Genomic DNA, 17,125 nt, shown 5'->3' with positions numbered 1-17,125 from the left:
TGCGTGCTCACCAAGGCCACCCGGCCAATTTATCGCCAGGTAATGTCGAGAGTTTAAACTGCTCTTCGCTGCTGCGAGGCCGCGGGCGATGCTCTCATGCGCGAACGGAGTGTGCGACATGAAGTGGCTCGCAGGCCTCCCTCTCGCGCTCATTCTGCTTCTCATGCTGACGCCGGATCCCGCAGCAGCCGCTGAGCCATTTTCCGTGCGGTGTGAGGGGGGCATTCCCGTCCGCCCCTACTTTGCGACGTTCGACGTCGATGCCAAAGCCGTCGTTTTTGAAACGCCGCCGATCAACGTCGAGACGTATTTCGGTATCAATGCACATTCGGGAGAGATCATTTCCACGAATGATGGAAAGATCGAATTCGTGCTGCGCGTCCGTCCCGGACGGCTCGACCTGGTCTTTGATCGCAATCAAAAGACGATGAGCTGGCCGGGACTTGAAGACCCCACCTTCCGGCCGACATTGACGCATCAGTGCACCGTCCTCCCGCCAAGGAGCATTTTGAGCTTCCGGGTTCGCGACCCAATTCAGCATCCGATCTCCGTCCGCTGTGAGGACGCAGGAGACATGTACTTCACGATGGATGCAGCTTCGAAACAAGCACTCTTCGAGCGCGGCAAGGAGGGAAGAGGGTTTCGCGGCGAGGTCACCGCTGCGGGCCAGGATGAGATCACGCTGTCGATGAATTTCGATGTCCCTCGCCGGGTCGTCTGGAGCAGAAGCCGCCAGACCGTCACGATCGAAGGCATCGAGGGCGATGCGTCGAGACCTCGCACCGTCATGCAATGTCAGGAAATCCCGCCTCGAACAATGATGGAATTTCACAGAGACCCACAGCGGTAAGCGCCTCACCACGACGGGAACGATCCGCTTCAATCAACCGAGAAGACGAGCAACTGGCCGAGCGTGACTCGGCCAGCCGATGAATGCTGCCACCACAAGAGACCTGGGAGAGAACATCATGGAATACTACACCGTAACGCCGCCGGAGCCTTCGAAAGTCACCGAGGCACTTGGGGAATTCCTGGACGGTGCTCTCGATCCTCTCCTGCAAACCGACGCGGGCTCATTGCCGATCAAGTTTCTCTACAAATATTTCGGTCCGGGCAGCACCGCCAATGAGATCAACAAGGTGATCACCAGGGAGGACGGCTTCTTCTACCTGGACGGGGTCAAGATCATCGCGGACACCGGACCCAAAGCTGAAATCGCCGAAGCCTTGACGCTGGCGCTGAGAGCGGTGGCGCTCGGCATATTGGGCGGGGCGTCGCTTCCGATTGCCCTTGAAGTTGCGGTGGCTGGTGGTGCCGCGGCACTTGCATCATGGGTCTACGAGGCGTTTGCCGAGCCGGTAGCCGATCGGATCTACGAAATATTCGGCGTCGCATCGACGAGGCTCGAAATTACGGACGGCTCCGGCCAGAGCGTGTCCGGCGTGGTCTACCGCAATGGTCTTGCAGCGGAAGGCAAGTCGGCCATCGACGCGGCCCTGAGCCTTCTCAATTTTTCGGCCGGCAAGTTCAACGTCAATTCTCGTGTCGCGGTCTACATCAACGGCAACGAGAACATCGGATATGACGTCCTCGCTGGAGACTATCTTGCCCAAATCGCCGGCGCGATGGGAGACGCGGCGACCAAGATTTCAAACGGGACAGGGGTCGACGCCAATGGCACGCCAGCAAAAAACTCCGATCTTCTGACTCCGTATCTGTCAGGCGCGGACTTCACGATCATGCAGACCGGCGCAAAGCTTGGCTTGCAAATGTACAGCAAGGACAGCTTCGGCAATGGCGAGGTCGAGTATTTTCTGAAGCAAGAGATCTCCGTTAGCGGCGACTTGCACGGCCTGAACCTTCAAGCCGCGAAGATCGCGGTCTTCGGCAGCAACGGAGTTGACAATCTCGACTTGTGGGCCGCCACCGGGAAGGTCTATGCCTATGGCGGGATGGGATCGGACACCATTCGCGGCGGCAGCGGCGGCGACGTTTTGTGGGGCGACAGCCCGGCCGGTTCGAGCAATGGAGAAGTCGACTTCATCCACGGTGGCGGCGGCAACGATCAGATATTCGGCGGCGCTGGCGGCGATCAGCTCTTCGGCGACGATGGCGCGGATTACATCGAGGGCGGAGCCGGTGACGACACGATCGATGGCGGCACCGAGATGGACGAGATCTGGGGCGGCATCGGCGCCGACATCATCCACGGCGGCGATGGAAAGGACGTCATCAGGGGAGGATCCAGCGTCCCCGGCGAGAACGATACCAACGTCGTCAACAAGCTCTATGGCGATGCCGGGAACGACGAGATCTACGGTGCCGAGGGCAATGATCAGCTGTTCGGCGGGGCCGACGAAGACAAGCTGTCGGGCGGTGCTGGCAACGACAAGCTGTTCGGCGGGGCGGGCAACGATCGGTTGACCGGAGGCGCCGGCGGCGATCAGTTCTACCTCGGATGGGGCGACATCGTCCTGGACAGTGACGCCGCAGACAAACTCTTCTTCGGATGGGACTCCTCCGAAGACGAAGCCGATTACGGCGAGATCACTCAGCCCGAGCTAACGCATACCTTTGTTGAATATGCCGACCTGAAGGGCAATTATCTCGAAGGATACAACCATTTCTACTTCGGACAGGGAGGTGATGCCGGTACGTTCATCAACACCGGTCACAGCCTGGTCATCCTGAACGGATCGGACGCCAATCCGGACTACATCCTCGCCAAGAACTATCAGACCGGAGATTTCGGCCTGGACGTCTATGATCCCGCGAAATTCGCCTCGAAGGCCAAGCAGCACTATGAGGAGAACAGGAATGGCTGGTCGTCGGAACGATTTATCCTGACGCCATATCTGGAGTCTCTGCGGATAGCGTTGGGCCTGGAAGCGCAAGCCAACCAAGCCAACAAGGCGGGACGCTCTGAACTCTTCCAGGTTCTGGAGACACTTACCGAGGTCGCCGGTACGGCGGATATCGATTTTCTGCAAGGCACCGCCGGGAATGACGAGATCACCGGCGGTGGCGAGATGGATCTGCTGCTTGGTGGCGCGGGCTCCGACATCTACCGCTACGCACGCGGAGATGGCGACGACTACGTCATGGACTACGACGGCGCGTCCGACGATGTCGATGTTCTCGCATTCACCGATCTCAATGCCTCGGATATCGAGATCAGCGGCGGCGGGTCCGATCTCTTTATCAGCGTGCTCGGAACGCAACCCTCGACCATCACGATCACCAATCAATTCGCGGAGGCCGGGCTGGAGGGGATCGAGGAGATCCAATTCGCCGACGGAACGACGTGGACCCGCGAACACATCCTTGAAGCAATGCGAACCGTTCGTGGCACGGACGGCAACGACGAGCTCTACACCAAGGCCCAGCAGATCAATGGCGAGTGGCAGCCAACTGTCTTCGTCGGAGGGCACGGAAACGACCACCTTTACGGAGGCGAGTACGGCGACATCTACGTTTACGCCAAGGGCGATGGCAACGATACGATCGAGGATTTCGGAGACAACAGCGGCACCTTGCGCCTGTCCGATCTCAATCCGGCCGACATCGGCGTCAGCAGCCTGCCGGACCATTCGATTCTGATCACGGTTTACGAGACCGGCGAGACGATCACGGTGAAGCCCTATTCGGACCAGAGCATGGGATTCGACCAGATCGTGTTCGCAAACGGAACGATCTGGGGACGCGACGACATCCTTGCCGCCGTCCATGCCCCAAAGGGCGCGACGCTATCGAGCGACCAGGTGGCGGAAAATGCGAACAACGGGACCGTCATCGGGACCGTCGCCGGTGTCGATCCGGACACGGACGCAGTGCTGACCTACAGCCTGACGAATGACGCTGGCGGACGGTTTGCGATCGATTCAGCCACGGGGCAGATCACGGTGGCCAATGGCGCCCTGCTCGACTACGAAAGCGCGACGTCGCACGCCGTGATCGTACGCGTGACGGACCAGACCGGGTTGACGTTCGACAAATCGTTCACCATCGAAGTCACCGACGTCAGCGAATCCGTCAACCACGCACCGACCGACGCGACCCTGGCCGGCGGCTCGGTAGCCGAAAATGCGGCGAGCGGCACCATCGTCGGAACCGTAGCCGGCGTCGATCCCGATGCCGGAGCCGTCCTGACCTATTCGCTGACGGACAACGCCAGCGGACGCTTCGCGATCGACGCAGCAACCGGCCAGATCACCGTGGCCGATGGTTCGCTGCTCGACTATGAGGCAACGACGTCCCACGCCATTACTGTTCATGTCGTGGATCAGGGCGGATTGTCCTTCGACAAGACCTTCACGATTGCCGTGACCGACGTCAACGAAGCGGGTAACCAGGCTCCGAGCGATGCGACCTTGAGCGGCGGCACGATTGCCGAAAACTCCGGCAACGGCGCGGTCGTCGGAACCGTTGCCGGCGTCGATCCGGACAACGGCGCCGTCTTGACCTATTCCCTGACCGACGACGCCGGAGGACGCTTCGCCATCAATGCGACCTCCGGCCAGATCACGGTCGCCGACGGTGCGCTGCTCGATTACGAAACCGCAACGTCGCACAGCGTGACGGTCCGGGTCACGGACCAGGGCGGCCTGACCTACGACGAGGTGTTCGTACTCGCTGTCACCGACGTCGCGGGCGCGACCCTGAACGGCACCTCGGCGGCCAACACCCTGACCGGCACGGAAGAAAACGACGTCCTCAACGGACTTGACGGCAATGATGTTCTGAACGGCCTCGGCGGCAACGACACGCTCGACGGAGGTACGGGCAACGACACCATGACCGGCGGCGCCGGGAACGACGTCTACATCGTCGACGCGGCCGGCGACGTCGTGAACGAGACGGCCAACGAGGGGATCGACGAGATTCGCACCTCGCTGTCGAGCTATGCGCTCGGCGCGAACGTCGAGAATGTGACGGCCACGACGTCTACGGCGCTGACCGCCAGCGGCAACGCCCTCGACAACGTCATCAAGGGCAACAGCGGCAACGACGTCCTGTTCGGCGGTGACGGCAACGATACGTTGCTGGGTGGAGCCGGCGACGACGTTCTGCAGGGCGGCGCCGGCAACGACATCTTCGACGGCCAAGGCGGCCAGAACTGGATCACGACCGGCAGCGGCCAGGACACGCTGATCCTCAACGGCGCCAGCGGATATTTGCAGGTCGACGACTTCAGCGACGGTAACGACAAGATCAACATGCGCGGCACCGGTGTCACGGCGCAGAATGCCGCGCAGAACGTCACCCTGACCGAATATGCGGAAGGCGGCGTTCTGGTGGAATTCGGGACCTCGCAGATCTGGTTCGAGAGCATCATGCCGGGCCAGATCACGTTCGACGACTTCATCTTCGACACTGCCGGCGGCGGAGACAATCATGCTCCGACCAACGCGACCTTGAGCGGAGGTTCGATTGCGGAGAATTCGACCAATGGGACCGTTGTCGGAACGGTGACGGGCGTAGATCCCGACGCCGGAGCCGTGCTGAGCTATTCACTCACGGACAATGCCGGCGGCCGCTTTGCGATCAATGCCGCGACCGGCCAGATCACGGTCGCGAACGGAACGTTGCTCGATTACGAGACTGCTACCTCGCACGATGTCGCGGTTCGTATCGTCGATCAGGGCGGGCTGAGCTTCGACAAGGTCTTCACGCTGACGGTGACGGACGTCGCAGGCACCACACAGAGCGGGACGTCGGCGGCCGACACGCTGATTGGCACGAACGAGGGCGATGCGCTCAACGGGCTCGGCGGCAACGACACCCTGAACGGTCTGGGCGGCAATGACGTTCTGGACGGAGGAGCCGGGAACGACACCATGAACGGCGGCACCGGAAACGACATCTATATCGTCGATTCCAGCAATGACGTCGTCACCGAGAGTACCAATGAAGGCATCGACGAGGTGCAGACCTCACTCTCGTCCTATACGCTCGGCGACAACTTCGAGAATCTCACGGGGACGAACAGCGGCGGCTTCACCGCGGCCGGCAACGCGCTCGACAACATCATCACCGGGAGCAGCGGTAACGACGTGCTGTTCGGGGAGGACGGCAACGATGTCCTGCGCGGCGGCGCCGGTGATGACGTCATGCAAGGTGGCGCGGGCAACGACACCTTCCAGGGACAGGGCGGCGTCAAGTGGATCACAACCGGCGACGGCGCCGACGTCCTGGTGTTCAACGCCGGCAGCGGCGCGTTCCAGGTCGATGATTTCACCGACGGGAGCGACAGGATCGACATGCGCGGCACCGGCGTCACCGCGGAGAACGCGGCGGAAAGCGTCACCCTGACCGAATATGCGGAGGGCGGCGTGCTCGTCCAATTCGGATCCTCCGAGATCTGGCTGGCGAATGTCATGCCGGGTCAGATCACGTTCGCGGACGACTTCATCCTGAGTTGACCGCCGCATCGGCCGTGCTCTGCATGTGGGCGCCGTGGCCGGTGCGCGGCCTCCGCGGCATCTCGGCCGCGCTCAACCTGCTGATGATCGTTGGCGACGCCGGTGATCGGCGCGCATGACATCATCGACGTCGCTGCCGGTATCGCGCTCGCCGAGGCCTCGATCTGAGTCGCGACATTCTACCTCGACCGGACTGGCAAGCATCGCCCAAGAAACTTGAGAGGTCGACCTGACAAGCCGGCCCAAAGAAAAGAGCCCCGTCGAGGACGGGGCTCCCGGAAATCTCTAGATCGTCCGCTCTTACTTGAGGCTGGACGAGATCGAGGTGAACTTGGTGTTCAGCGTGGTGCCGAGGTTGTTGACGACGGTGATGATCGCCAGCGCGATGCCGGCGGCGATCAGGCCGTATTCAATGGCGGTGGCGCCGGATTCATCCTTCACGAAACGCGCAACGAGGTTCTTCATAGAGTGCTCCAAATGAGTACACGAGGCTACAACTGATCTGGTCTTTTCGGCTTCCCAGCGCCGCCCGACCATGGAACCGAACGTAGAGGCAAAGAATTGCGCCGCAGTTAATTCGACTGCGTAAAGACCGAGCGGTTTGTGCGTATTCGGCGATGGTAAATCGAAATCTAAAACAATCCGTTAAATTGTCGGGACATGAAGGCGGCCTGAGGCTGCTGGTTTACCCGAAGTTATGACCGCCGTGGTCCAATGCCGCCCGCTCGAACCGAAGCGCACGGGATGAATCGTTCATCGCGCTTCGGGTGAGAACAACAGAATGACGAGGCGGCATGTCCCTTTCCTTTGCCAACAGCATCGCGGTGCAGAGCCGCGCGAGGGCTCTGGTGCCGCTATGCGTCGGTGCCGGCGCCTACCTGTTCTACCTCTTTGTCGGCGACACGCTGCTTTCTGACTCCGATTCGTTCTGGCAGATCAAGATCGGGCAATGGATCCTCGACCACGGCGCCATGCCCACGATCGACTTCTATTCCTTCACGCGAACGGGCGCCCCGTGGATCTCGACGTCCTGGCTGTCGCAAGTGCTGTTCGCCTGGTCCCACGCGCAATGGGGCTGGGCGGGTCCGGTCATCATCACCGCGATCGGGATCGCGCTCACGGTCGCCATCTTCGTCTATCTGCTCGACGCGCAGATCGAAGCCCCGCGCGCCGTGCTGTTCGCGATGCTGGCGCTGCTGCTGTCGATCCACCACGTGCTGGCGCGGCCGCATATCCTGGCGCTGCCCGTCATGGTGGCGTGGGTGGGCCTGTTGATGGCGGCTGCCGACCGCAGGAGCGCGCCATCCTGGTATTGGCTGCCGCTGATGGCGCTCTGGGCCAATCTGCATGGCGGCTTCGTGCTGGGACTCGCGCTGATCGGCCCGATCTCGCTGGAGGCGGTCGAGCATGCCGAGAAAGGACGACGGCTCCAGCTCTTCACGCGCTGGGTGCTGTTCGGCATCGCCGCGCTGATCGCGAGCTGCTGCACGCCCTATGGCTGGCGCACGCTTCAAGGCGCGACCAACATTCTCGGCCTCGGCGAATTGCTCTCGCTGATCTTCGAATGGATGCCGGCGAACTTCGCCACGTTCAACGCGTTCGAAGGCGCCCTGCTCGGCCTGATCGCATTCGGCTATTATCGCGGTCTCGTGCTGTCGGCGCCGCGGATCTTCCTGATCCTGTTCCTGACCTGGAGCGCGCTGACCCATGTCAGAAGCATCGAGGCCTTTGCATTCCTGGTGCCGCTGGTGCTGGCAAAGCCGCTCGGCCAGATGTTCCCGCGCGCTCCAGCCGACGCCACCGGCGCGGACCGATGGCCGGCCCGCTACGTCACCATCACAGGCGCGCTGATGATCGTGGCGGCAAGCTGGACCTCGACGGTGCTCTACATGGGACACCACCGCTTCACCTTCACGATGGCGCAGACGCCGGTTGCGGCCGTCGACCTGCTCGAGAAGCTCAAGCCGCAGCGCATCTTCAACGCCTATCAGTTCGGCGGCTATCTGATCTCGCGCGACATTCCCGTCTTCGTCGACGGCCGCGCCGAGCTCTACGGCGAGAAATTCGTCATGGACTTCTTCAAGGCGACCGAGGGCAAGAAGCCCGAATTGCTGCCGCGCCTGCTGGATGAGTACAAGATCGATGCGACGCTCCTGGTCGCCGATGCGCCGGGCCCGCAGATCCTCGACCAGCTCAAGGGCTGGAAGCGGATCTACGCGGACGACATCGCCGTGATCCACGTGCGAGACCCCGCAGACGGCGCGACCGCGGCGCCGTCGAAGTGAGGAGCTGCTTCACGGGCTCGAAAACGAGAGACATGCTTCTAGAGGTGACGCCGGCGCGAGCTGGCACACCGCGCCGAGACCTCAGCGACCCCATGACATGGCTCCTTCCAGCAAGCCGCCCCTGACAATTCCGGCTCATCCCGGCTCGGAGCGAACCGTCGCGATCATCGTTCTCGCGGTGCTGGCGGCGGTCTCCCTTCTGCCGGTGCTGCTGACCCCCATTCCCGCGATGGTCGATTATCCCAACCATCTCGCCCGCATGTACATTCTGAGCCAGAACGGCGCCCCCGATGCCAATCCGCATTACGAAGTGGCGTGGGCATTCTATCCCAATCTCGGAATGGATCTGCTGGTCCCGCAATTGGCGCGGCTGACGGGCGTCGAGACTGCCACGCGGCTGTTTCTGCTGCTGAGCCAATTGCTGATCATAGGCGGCGCGCTTCTGCTCGAATGGGTCCGGAAGGGACGGGTCCATCTCGCCGGCTTCGCTGCGCTGGCCTTTCTCTACTGTCTGCCGTTCAGCTGGGGCTTCGTGAATTTCGAGTTCGGGCTGGGCCTCGCACTGTTCGGCATCGCGGTCTATCTGATGCTGGCCGACGGCCCCTGGCCGCTGCGCTTCGCCGCCAATCTGCTCTTCGTCACCGCGCTATATGTGGCGCATTTCTTTTCGCTCGGCATTTACGGCGCGACGCTTGGCCTTTTCGAGCTGTCGCGTATCCGCGGCCGGCAGATGTCGTACCCCGTCGCGGCCGCGCGGCTTGGCGCGCTGGCTCTCCCGGCACTTGCGCTGTTTGCGATCATGCATGTCACGGCAGGCTCGATCGGAAGCGAGGGCACGAGCTGGTTCCCCGGATTCAAGCCGGTCTGGCCGCTCCGCATCATGAACGGCTACAATCTGACGGTCGCGGCCGCGACAGGGCTGGCGCTGATGATCGCGTTGCTGCTCGCCGCACGGCGCGGCGTCCTCAGGCTCGAGCCGGCCGGGATCTGGCTCGCGACCGGCTTTGCGCTGCTCTATCTGGTCATTCCCTCAAAATTGTTCGGAACCTCGTTCGTCGATCTTCGCGTGATTCCCGCTGCGGCTCTGATCCTGCCGGCCTTCTGCTCGCTGTCGCTGCCGAACCGGGCCTGGAGAATGGCAGCGCTCGCTGGGATCAGCGGCATCATACTGCTCAATCTCGCCGTCGTCCTTTCGGTCTGGCTGCCTTACCGCGCCGACTATGCGGCCATCATCGCCTCGTTCCAGAAGATCGATCGCGGCTCGCGCGTTCTCGTCGGAAGCATAGGCGACAATGGCGATCCGCCCTTCGCCGACCTCACCTCCTATCCGATGTATTATGCGCCGACGCTGGCCGTGCACTATGCCAACGCATTCGTGCCCAACCTGTTCACGGAAACGGGCAAGCAACCCGTGCGGCCACGTGAGGCCGTGCGCAATATTGCCATTCCCTATGGAGGTCCGGTGCCGTCGGACCTGCTTGCCGCGATCGCGACGGGCCGGCCGCCGGCAGACGCGCCGCCGTTTGTCCGCACCTGGTACCGGGACTTCGACTTCCTCTATGTGCTGGGATCGCCGGCCGCAAATCCGCTGCCGGATCTGCTGGAGGTGCTGGAGACCTCGGAGCGATTTGTCCTCTACAGGATCCGCCGCAAGCCCTAGACCGAAGCCGCGGCCGCCCGAGAGTGGTTAACCACCATCCCGATCCTCCCTCCCCGCGATGCCCGGGGCCGTAGACACTTAATGGTTGCGGCAAGGCGACCTTAACCACCGGCTCCTAGACTTCCGCCCCTGCAACCCAGCCGGAATCCCTCGCATGGCGGCCAATTCCAGATCGATCCGCTACAGCCTCGTCATCCCCGTGTTCAACGAGGAAGCCGTGCTGCCGGTCCTCCTGCGCCGGCTCGACCAGGTCATGTCCCGGCTCGACGGGCCGGCGGAAGCGATCTTCGTCGACGACGGCAGCCGCGATTCCAGCTCGATCGTGCTGCGGGCGCTCGCCGCGCGCGACGCGCGCTTTCGCTACATCGGTCTGTCGCGAAATTTCGGCCATCAGATCGCCATCACCGCCGGCATGGACGCCGCGCAAGGTGACGCGATCATCGTCATGGATGCCGACCTGCAGGACCCGCCCGAAGTGATCGAGCAATTGATCGCGAAATGGAAGGAAGGCAACGACATCGTCCACGCCCGCCGCCTGTCGCGTGAGGGCGAAAGCCGCTTCAAGCGTGCGACCGCGCATCTGTTCTACCGGCTGCTCGGAAAGATGTCCTCCGTCGGCATCCCCGCCGATGTCGGCGACTTCCGCCTGATCGATCGCAAGGTGCTCGACGCTCTCATGCAGATGCCGGAGCAGGATCGCTTCGTGCGCGGCATGATCGCCTGGCTCGGCTTCCGGCAGGCCGAAGTCGCCTTCCATCGCCTCGAGCGCGCCGCGGGCGAAACCAAATACCCGCTGTTCAAGATGGTGCGCCTCGCGGTGAACGCCGCACTCGGCTTTTCCGACCTGCCCTTGCGGCTTGCGATCTGGTGCGGATTGACGGTCTCCGGTCTGGCGCTGCTCTACGGCGGCTGGGTGGTCCTGTTGTGGCTCGGCAAGGACAGTCATCTCGTGACCGGCTGGTCCTCGACGATCGTCGTCGTGTCGCTGCTGTGTGGCATCAACATGCTGATGACGGGCATCGTGGGGCTCTATGTCGGCCGCATCCATGCCGAGGTGAAGCGCCGCCCGCTCTACGTGGTGCAGACGCGCGTCGGTTTCGGTCGCGACGAGGCGGCGGCGACACCGGCGATCCACGCCGTCAACGAGTGACCCTGCGCATGACCGAACTCTTCGACGGCTACCACGACAACTACCGGGACGTGGTCCAATCCTCGATCGACTTCTCGGGCTTGCCGCATGATTTCTTCATGCGGGCGAAGGCCGATCTGCTGAGCGATCTGATCGCGCAGCGGCTGGGCACGGAAAGGCCCGACATGCTCGACGTCGGCTGCGGCGTCGGCAGCCTTCACCCGCTGCTGCACGGCATGGTCGGCCGCCTGAGCGGCATCGACGTGTCCTCGGCCAGCCTGGCGCAGGCTCGCGCCCACAACCGCGAGGTCGACTACCGCGAGTTTGACGGCCGCACGTTTCCGTTTGCCGATGGCAGCTTCGACCTGGTCACGGCCATCTGCGTGATGCACCATATCGTGCCGGCCGAATGGGCGCAGTTCGTCGCCGAGATGCGCCGGGTGACGCGCCCCGGCGGGCTTGTCTGCGTGATCGAGCACAATCCGTACAACCCGCTGACGCGGCTCGCCGTCGCGCGCTGTGAGTTCGATCGGGATGCCGTCTTGCTCGGTGCCGGCACGACGCGGAAACTGATGGCCGCGGGCGGCCTGCGCGAGATCGGCGCGCGGCATTTCCTGCTGCTCCCCTGGGACAGCAAACCGGCGCGGAGGCTCGAGGGGGCCCTGAGCAGCATGTGGCTCGGCGGCCAATACGCCGCCTTCGGCACCGCTTGAGTTATCTTTGCGGCGTATCTCGCCGCTTGTGCACGACCGCCACATCGTCGCTATAGACGCGCTGCCATGCGGGCAGCCGGTCGAGCATCGCAACTGCCGGTGTGCGCGGTGAGAGCATCGTCGCGCCGATGTCGTATTCGTCGAGCAGCTTGAGGAGATCTCCGAGGTCGATCAGCGCCAGCGCACGATTGTAGCGGTCGATGAACGGCCCCCCGTACAATTCGCCACGACCGTCGATGAAGGTGGGAATGCCGGCATAGATCAAATAGCCGCCGAACGAATAATCGTTGAGCACGCGCCCCGCTTTGGCGAGGTCGGTTTGGGCGATGGCGGCCGTCGGGGTGATGTTGGGCGCCGGCCGGATGTCGCGCGCCAGGGCCAGTCCGCTGATCGCCGCCAAGGCTGCAACCGCGGCCAGGCTCAAGCCGCGCGAGGAGCCGTCGCCATCGATCCGGCTCGGCCCGCCGAACGTCCGGCCCAGCGGGGCCGCCAGATAGAGCGGCGCCAGCATGGCCAGCAGATCCGCATTGCGGATCTGCGCCAGCGCGAAATGGAGCAGGCCGATCACCACGAGGGCCCGCACCACCGGCAGCGTCACGCCGCGCGACAGTGCGAAGATGCCCCCCAGCAGCAGCAACTCGAAGCCGCCGACATGACTGAAATCCTGCGGCCGCCATTCCCCGATCCAGGCGAGGGCGGAGCCGAGGCCGAGCGTCTTCAGCGGCATCAGCAGCGGTTCCGGCCCGTGCGGCGTCAGGCAGGACGCTGCGAGGGCAAGCGCCGAGAATGGCAGCCAGCGCAGCAGCACGCGCGGCCATTCGCTCCGCTCTTCACGCAGCAGCGCCTCGAGCACCGCCGGGCCGATCAGCCCGAGCGCCAGCACCACGCTGCCGTGCAGATTGGTCCACAGCACCAAGAGCGGCAGCGCCCAATAGGGCGGAGGCCCGCCGCGGTCCATGCAACGGACCAGCGCCGCCGCCCAGGTCACCATCAGCGGCAGCACGAGGACATGGGGCCGCGCCAGCATGTGCGGCGCCAGCAGGACGACGGCCGCGATCACCATCAGCAGCGTCAGGGTCGGCGAGAGCTCGCGCAGCAGGAAGAACGTGAACAGGCCGAAGGCGAGCGCGATCGCCGCGGCCGCGATGGCGACGACGCCCGGCCAGCCGGCAAATGCGTAGACGGCGGCATAGATGACCTCCGACAGCCATTCGAAAGTGATCCAGGGCGCGCCATGCATCGAAAAGGAGAACGGATCGCTCGTCGGCAGGGTGCCGTGCGCGATGATCCAGCGTCCAACCTCGATGTGAGAATAGCTGTCGGGATCACCGAGCAGTCGCGGCCCGGCGAGCAGCAGCAGAGCATAGATGCAGAGCCCCACCGCCCAGGGGAGCACTGCACGAGCCGAAAACGGTTGAACCGCGCTGTGGACGACCTGCTCAGTCATGGCGGGCCAAAGTAGGACGCAAGCGTTAAGGTCGTCTTTAATGTTTCGCGCATTTGCCGCGAGGCGAGTCCAGGGGCGCCGCGCCGGGCACCCTGCCTGCGAAACGCCAGCCAACAAAAAACGCGGCGTTTCCGCCGCGTTTTTCAATCTCGTCCGTCGCTCGCGATCACGCCTGCGGCTGCGGCTCCAGGCCGGGATCCGCATCGGGCCGCGGGCGCGGCGACTTGCCGGCCGGGGGCACTGCGGAGGCGCGCGGCGTGGTGGGCTCGAGCACGGACTCGCGGTTCGGCTTCTTGCCCTTGAGCAAGTCGACGATCTCGTCGCCGGAGAGCGTCTCGAACTCGAGCAGGCCCTTGGCCAGCGCTTCGAGATCGGCATGCTTCTCGGTGAGGATGCGGGTCGCTTCCTTGTAGCCTTCCTCGACCAGACGGCGGATCTCGGAGTCGATCTTCTGCACGGTCGCCTCAGAGGCGTTCTGCGTGCGCGAGACCGACATGCCCAGGAACACCTCGTCCTGGTTCTCGCCGTAGGACACCGTGCCGAGCTCTTCCGACAGGCCCCAGCGCGTCACCATCATGCGGGCAAGGCGCGTGGCCTGCTCGATGTCGGAGGCCGCACCCGAGGTCACTTTCTCGCGGCCGAAGATCAGCTCTTCGGCGACGCGGCCACCCATCATGATGGCGAGGCGCGAGGTCATCTGCTCCAGAGACATCGACAGCTTGTCGCGCTCGGGGAGCTGCATGACCATGCCGAGCGCGCGGCCGCGCGGAATGATGGTCGCCTTATGGATCGGATCGGTCGCGGGCACGTTGAGGCCGACGATGGCGTGGCCGCCCTCGTGATAGGCCGTCAAGAGCTTCTCTTCCTCGGTCATGACGAGCGACTTGCGCTCGGCGCCCATCATCACCTTGTCCTTGGCCTCTTCGAACTCGGCCTGGGTCACCATCCGCTTGTTGCGGCGGGCGGCGGTCAAAGCGGCTTCGTTGACGAGGTTCATCAGGTCGGCGCCGGAGAAGCCCGGGGTGCCGCGCGCGATGGTCTTGAGGTTGATATCGGGCGCCAGCGGCACCTTGCGGACATGAACCTTGAGGATCTGCTCGCGGCCGACGACGTCGGGATTGGGCACCACGACCTGGCGGTCGAAGCGGCCCGGACGCAGCAGCGCGGGATCGAGCACGTCGGGGCGGTTGGTCGCGGCGATCAGGATCACGCCCTCGTTCGCCTCGAAGCCGTCCATCTCGACCAGCAGCTGGTTCAGCGTCTGCTCGCGTTCGTCATTGCCGCCGCCGAGACCGGCGCCGCGGTGACGACCGACCGCGTCGATTTCGTCGATGAAGATGATGCAGGGCGCGTTCTTCTTGGCCTGCTCGAACATGTCACGCACACGAGAGGCGCCGACGCCGACGAACATCTCGACGAAGTCGGAACCCGAAATCGTGAAGAACGGCACGTTGGCTTCGCCCGCGACCGCACGCGCGATCAGGGTCTTACCGGTGCCGGGAGGGCCGACCAGCAGCACGCCGCGCGGAATGCGGCCGCCGAGGCGCTGGAATTTGCCGGGGTCGCGCAAGAACTCCACGATCTCCTGCAGGTCCTGCTTGGCTTCGTCCACGCCGGCGACGTCTTCGAAGGTGACGCGGCCATGCGCTTCGGTCAGCATCTTTGCACGCGACTTGCCGAAGCCCATCGCCTTGCCGGCGCCGCCCTGCATCTGCCGCGACAGGAAGATCCAGACGCCGATCAGCGCGATGAAGGGCAGCCAGGAGACCAGCAGCGAGACGAACCAGGGCACGTTGTCGCCCGGCGGCTTCGCGGTGATCTGGACCTTGCTGTCATAGAGGCGCTTCACCAGCGTCGGATCGTTCGGCGCATAGGTCTGGAAGCTGGAGCCGTTGGTGAAGGTGCCGTGGATGTCCGGCCCCTGGATCACGACGTCGCGCACATTGCCGCGGTCAACCTCGCTCAGGAGCTGGGAGAAGGCGATGTCCTGCGAGGAGGCCCGCTGACCCGGATTCTGGAAGAGCGTGAACAACGCCAACAGCAACAAAACAATGATAACCCAGAGGGCGAAGTTGCGCAGATTGGCGTTCATCGATCTTCCTTCGTGGTCGCGCGGATCGCGGCCTGGTCCTTCAGGAGTTACCTTCAGGTGTTACTTGGGCAAGCTAGAGAAAATCCCCAAGGAATCCTCTCGGTTAGACGCATACAATTTAGGTGCCGCCCGGGTCGCTGCCAAGGGAATGAGATGGGACTATTTAGCCCATCTTAGAGCGATTCCCGCTGAAATAATGGCGCCTGGGGCTGGGTTTTTCCGGCCTGGTTAAGGTGTCCTGACGGCGCCGGGCCGAAATGGCTGGTGTCATGATCCGCCCTCGTCCCGAGCTTGTCCGCCCTTGCGGCGCCTGGCCGGCGCCGGTGCGATCTGGATACGCCCGCCGGCAAGGCTGATCAAGGCTCCCGCAAGAGTCTGCTTCAAGGCAGGGCGACGACCGGGGCGAGCGCGGAGACTAGCCGCAATGGCCTGATCCAGCACGGACATCAGGGTTTCGACCTTGCCGAGTTCCGCAGGCCCTTCATGCCCGAGCGCGTTGATGGCCCGCAGCAGGAGCCGCAGCCGGACCTCCTCCGGCAGGGCCGCGAAGGCCGAAGCCTCGAAGCTTCGAGCGCCCGCCTGCGACGCATCGCCGCGATCCCGCAAACGGAGGAAGCGCTCGGCGCCGTCGGCCAGCACCTCGACCGCCGCATTGGCCCGCGCCAGCCGCGTCGCGAGCCGTGCCAGATTTCTGCTATCGCCACCCTCGGCCGCGAGAAGCGGCAGCAGCGCGCGCAGCCGTGGCCGGGTGAAGGCGGTGTCGCGGTTGGTGGGGTCGTCGGCAAAGTCGACTTTCGCCCGCCTCAAGGTCGCGATCAGCTGCGCCTTCGCCACGTCGAGCAGCGGACGCGCCAGCATGATCCCGTCGCGCTCGCTGAGCGGAGCCATGGCCGACAGCCCCGCAAGTCCGCTGCCGCGGAACAGGCGCATCAACAGGGTCTCGGCCTGGTCGTCGCGGGTATGGGCGGTCAGCACGTGGCTGGCGCCGACGGCACGCGCGGCCTCTGCGAGCAGGCGGTAGCGGGCTTCGCGTGCGGCGGCCGGCAGCCCCGTCCTCGGCTTGGCGCCGCGCCAGCGCAGGGTCCGGTGCGGCAATCCGAGCTCAGTGGCGAGCCGCTCGACCTCGCGCGCCTCGCGCGCCGCCTCGCGCCGCAGGCCATGATCGATCGTGACGACAGTGAGACGCGGTGCGCGCGCAAGGCTGCGCTGCCAGCGCGCCATCAGCCACATCAGCGCGACCGAGTCCGGCCCGCCGGAGACGGCGAGCACTAAAGCGGGCGCATTCTTCAGGCCGGCGAAGAGTCGGCTCGCCTCGCGTGTCGAGATCGGAGAATTGTCATCGTCTGACATGACGCTGCCCAGCAATCGCCAGCGGAT

10 protein-coding genes are annotated in these 17,125 nt (G+C 64.0%); 6 read left to right on the top strand and 4 right to left on the bottom strand.

Annotation, left to right across the window (positions count from 1 at the left end; genetic code table 11):
- Positions 1–118: 118 nt before the first annotated feature.
- Both TSA1_RS29680 and TSA1_RS29675 read left to right on the top strand, forming a co-directional pair.
- Positions 119–850 carry a hypothetical protein gene (locus TSA1_RS29680; protein ID WP_145984391.1) on the top strand — a complete coding sequence of 244 codons (732 nt, stop codon included), beginning with the start codon at positions 119–121 and terminating at the stop codon, positions 848–850.
- 118 nt (positions 851–968) lie between these two features.
- Complete coding sequence (locus TSA1_RS29675; RefSeq protein WP_100179419.1) at positions 969–6,422, top strand: beta strand repeat-containing protein; 5,454 nt, start codon at positions 969–971, stop codon at positions 6,420–6,422.
- 300 nt (positions 6,423–6,722) lie between these two features.
- On the opposite strand, the gene TSA1_RS29670 is transcribed toward TSA1_RS29675, so the two are convergent.
- On the bottom strand, positions 6,723–6,887 hold the full coding sequence (locus TSA1_RS29670; protein ID WP_097659833.1) for a Flp family type IVb pilin: 165 nt from the start codon (positions 6,885–6,887) through the stop codon (positions 6,723–6,725).
- Between the two features lie 329 nt (positions 6,888–7,216).
- On the opposite strand from TSA1_RS29670, the gene TSA1_RS29665 reads away from it, so the two are divergent.
- The 4 genes from TSA1_RS29665 (at position 7,217) to TSA1_RS29650 (ending at position 12,209) form a co-directional block, all read left to right on the top strand.
- Positions 7,217–8,707, top strand: coding sequence for a hypothetical protein (locus TSA1_RS29665; RefSeq protein WP_100179418.1), 1,491 nt, complete (start codon positions 7,217–7,219; stop codon positions 8,705–8,707).
- A 97-nt stretch (positions 8,708–8,804) separates the two neighbouring features.
- The gene (locus TSA1_RS29660; RefSeq protein WP_100179417.1) at positions 8,805–10,367 is read left to right on the top strand and encodes a hypothetical protein; all 1,563 of its coding nucleotides are present in this window, start codon (positions 8,805–8,807) and stop codon (positions 10,365–10,367) included.
- Between the two features lie 154 nt (positions 10,368–10,521).
- The gene (locus TSA1_RS29655; protein ID WP_100179416.1) at positions 10,522–11,517 is read left to right on the top strand and encodes a glycosyltransferase family 2 protein; all 996 of its coding nucleotides are present in this window, start codon (positions 10,522–10,524) and stop codon (positions 11,515–11,517) included.
- Positions 11,518–11,525: 8 nt separating this feature from the next.
- Entirely contained in the window at positions 11,526–12,209 is a 684-nt protein-coding gene (locus TSA1_RS29650) for a class I SAM-dependent methyltransferase (protein ID WP_174719126.1), read from the top strand.
- Between the two features lies 1 nt (position 12,210).
- Here the strand turns inward: TSA1_RS29650 and TSA1_RS29645 are convergent, their stop codons facing one another.
- The 3 genes from TSA1_RS29645 to tilS form a co-directional block, all read right to left on the bottom strand.
- Positions 12,211–13,656 (bottom strand): hypothetical protein, encoded by a 1,446-nt coding sequence (locus tag TSA1_RS29645; RefSeq protein WP_100179414.1) that lies wholly within the window; start codon positions 13,654–13,656, stop codon positions 12,211–12,213.
- Between the two features lie 166 nt (positions 13,657–13,822).
- Positions 13,823–15,748: an ATP-dependent zinc metalloprotease FtsH gene (gene ftsH / locus TSA1_RS29640; protein ID WP_097659839.1), complete on the bottom strand. Its 1,926-nt coding sequence runs from the start codon at positions 15,746–15,748 to the stop codon at positions 13,823–13,825.
- A gap of 267 nt (positions 15,749–16,015) precedes the next feature.
- Positions 16,016–17,098: a tRNA lysidine(34) synthetase TilS gene (gene tilS / locus TSA1_RS29635; protein ID WP_100181411.1), complete on the bottom strand. Its 1,083-nt coding sequence runs from the start codon at positions 17,096–17,098 to the stop codon at positions 16,016–16,018.
- Between the last annotated feature and the right edge of the window lie 27 nt (positions 17,099–17,125).

The organism is Bradyrhizobium nitroreducens (assembly GCF_002776695.1).
Classification (GTDB): Bacteria; Pseudomonadota; Alphaproteobacteria; order Rhizobiales; family Xanthobacteraceae; genus Bradyrhizobium; species Bradyrhizobium nitroreducens.
This window is presented reverse-complemented; position numbering and strand designations above follow the sequence as displayed.

Excerpts from the sequence above, each read along its gene's own strand:
- TSA1_RS29680 (WP_145984391.1), top strand. The coding sequence starts at position 119 with ATGAAGTGGCTCGCAGGCCTCCCTCTCGCGCTCATTCTGCTTCTCATG.
- TSA1_RS29675 (WP_100179419.1), top strand. The coding sequence starts at position 969 with ATGGAATACTACACCGTAACGCCGCCGGAGCCTTCGAAAGTCACCGAG.
- TSA1_RS29670 (WP_097659833.1), bottom strand. The coding sequence starts at position 6,887 with ATGAAGAACCTCGTTGCGCGTTTCGTGAAGGATGAATCCGGCGCCACC.
- TSA1_RS29665 (WP_100179418.1), top strand. The coding sequence starts at position 7,217 with ATGTCCCTTTCCTTTGCCAACAGCATCGCGGTGCAGAGCCGCGCGAGG.
- TSA1_RS29660 (WP_100179417.1), top strand. The coding sequence starts at position 8,805 with ATGGCTCCTTCCAGCAAGCCGCCCCTGACAATTCCGGCTCATCCCGGC.
- TSA1_RS29655 (WP_100179416.1), top strand. The coding sequence starts at position 10,522 with ATGGCGGCCAATTCCAGATCGATCCGCTACAGCCTCGTCATCCCCGTG.
- TSA1_RS29650 (WP_174719126.1), top strand. The coding sequence starts at position 11,526 with ATGACCGAACTCTTCGACGGCTACCACGACAACTACCGGGACGTGGTC.
- TSA1_RS29645 (WP_100179414.1), bottom strand. The coding sequence starts at position 13,656 with ATGACTGAGCAGGTCGTCCACAGCGCGGTTCAACCGTTTTCGGCTCGT.
- ftsH (WP_097659839.1), bottom strand. The coding sequence starts at position 15,748 with ATGAACGCCAATCTGCGCAACTTCGCCCTCTGGGTTATCATTGTTTTG.
- tilS (WP_100181411.1), bottom strand. The coding sequence starts at position 17,098 with ATGTCAGACGATGACAATTCTCCGATCTCGACACGCGAGGCGAGCCGA.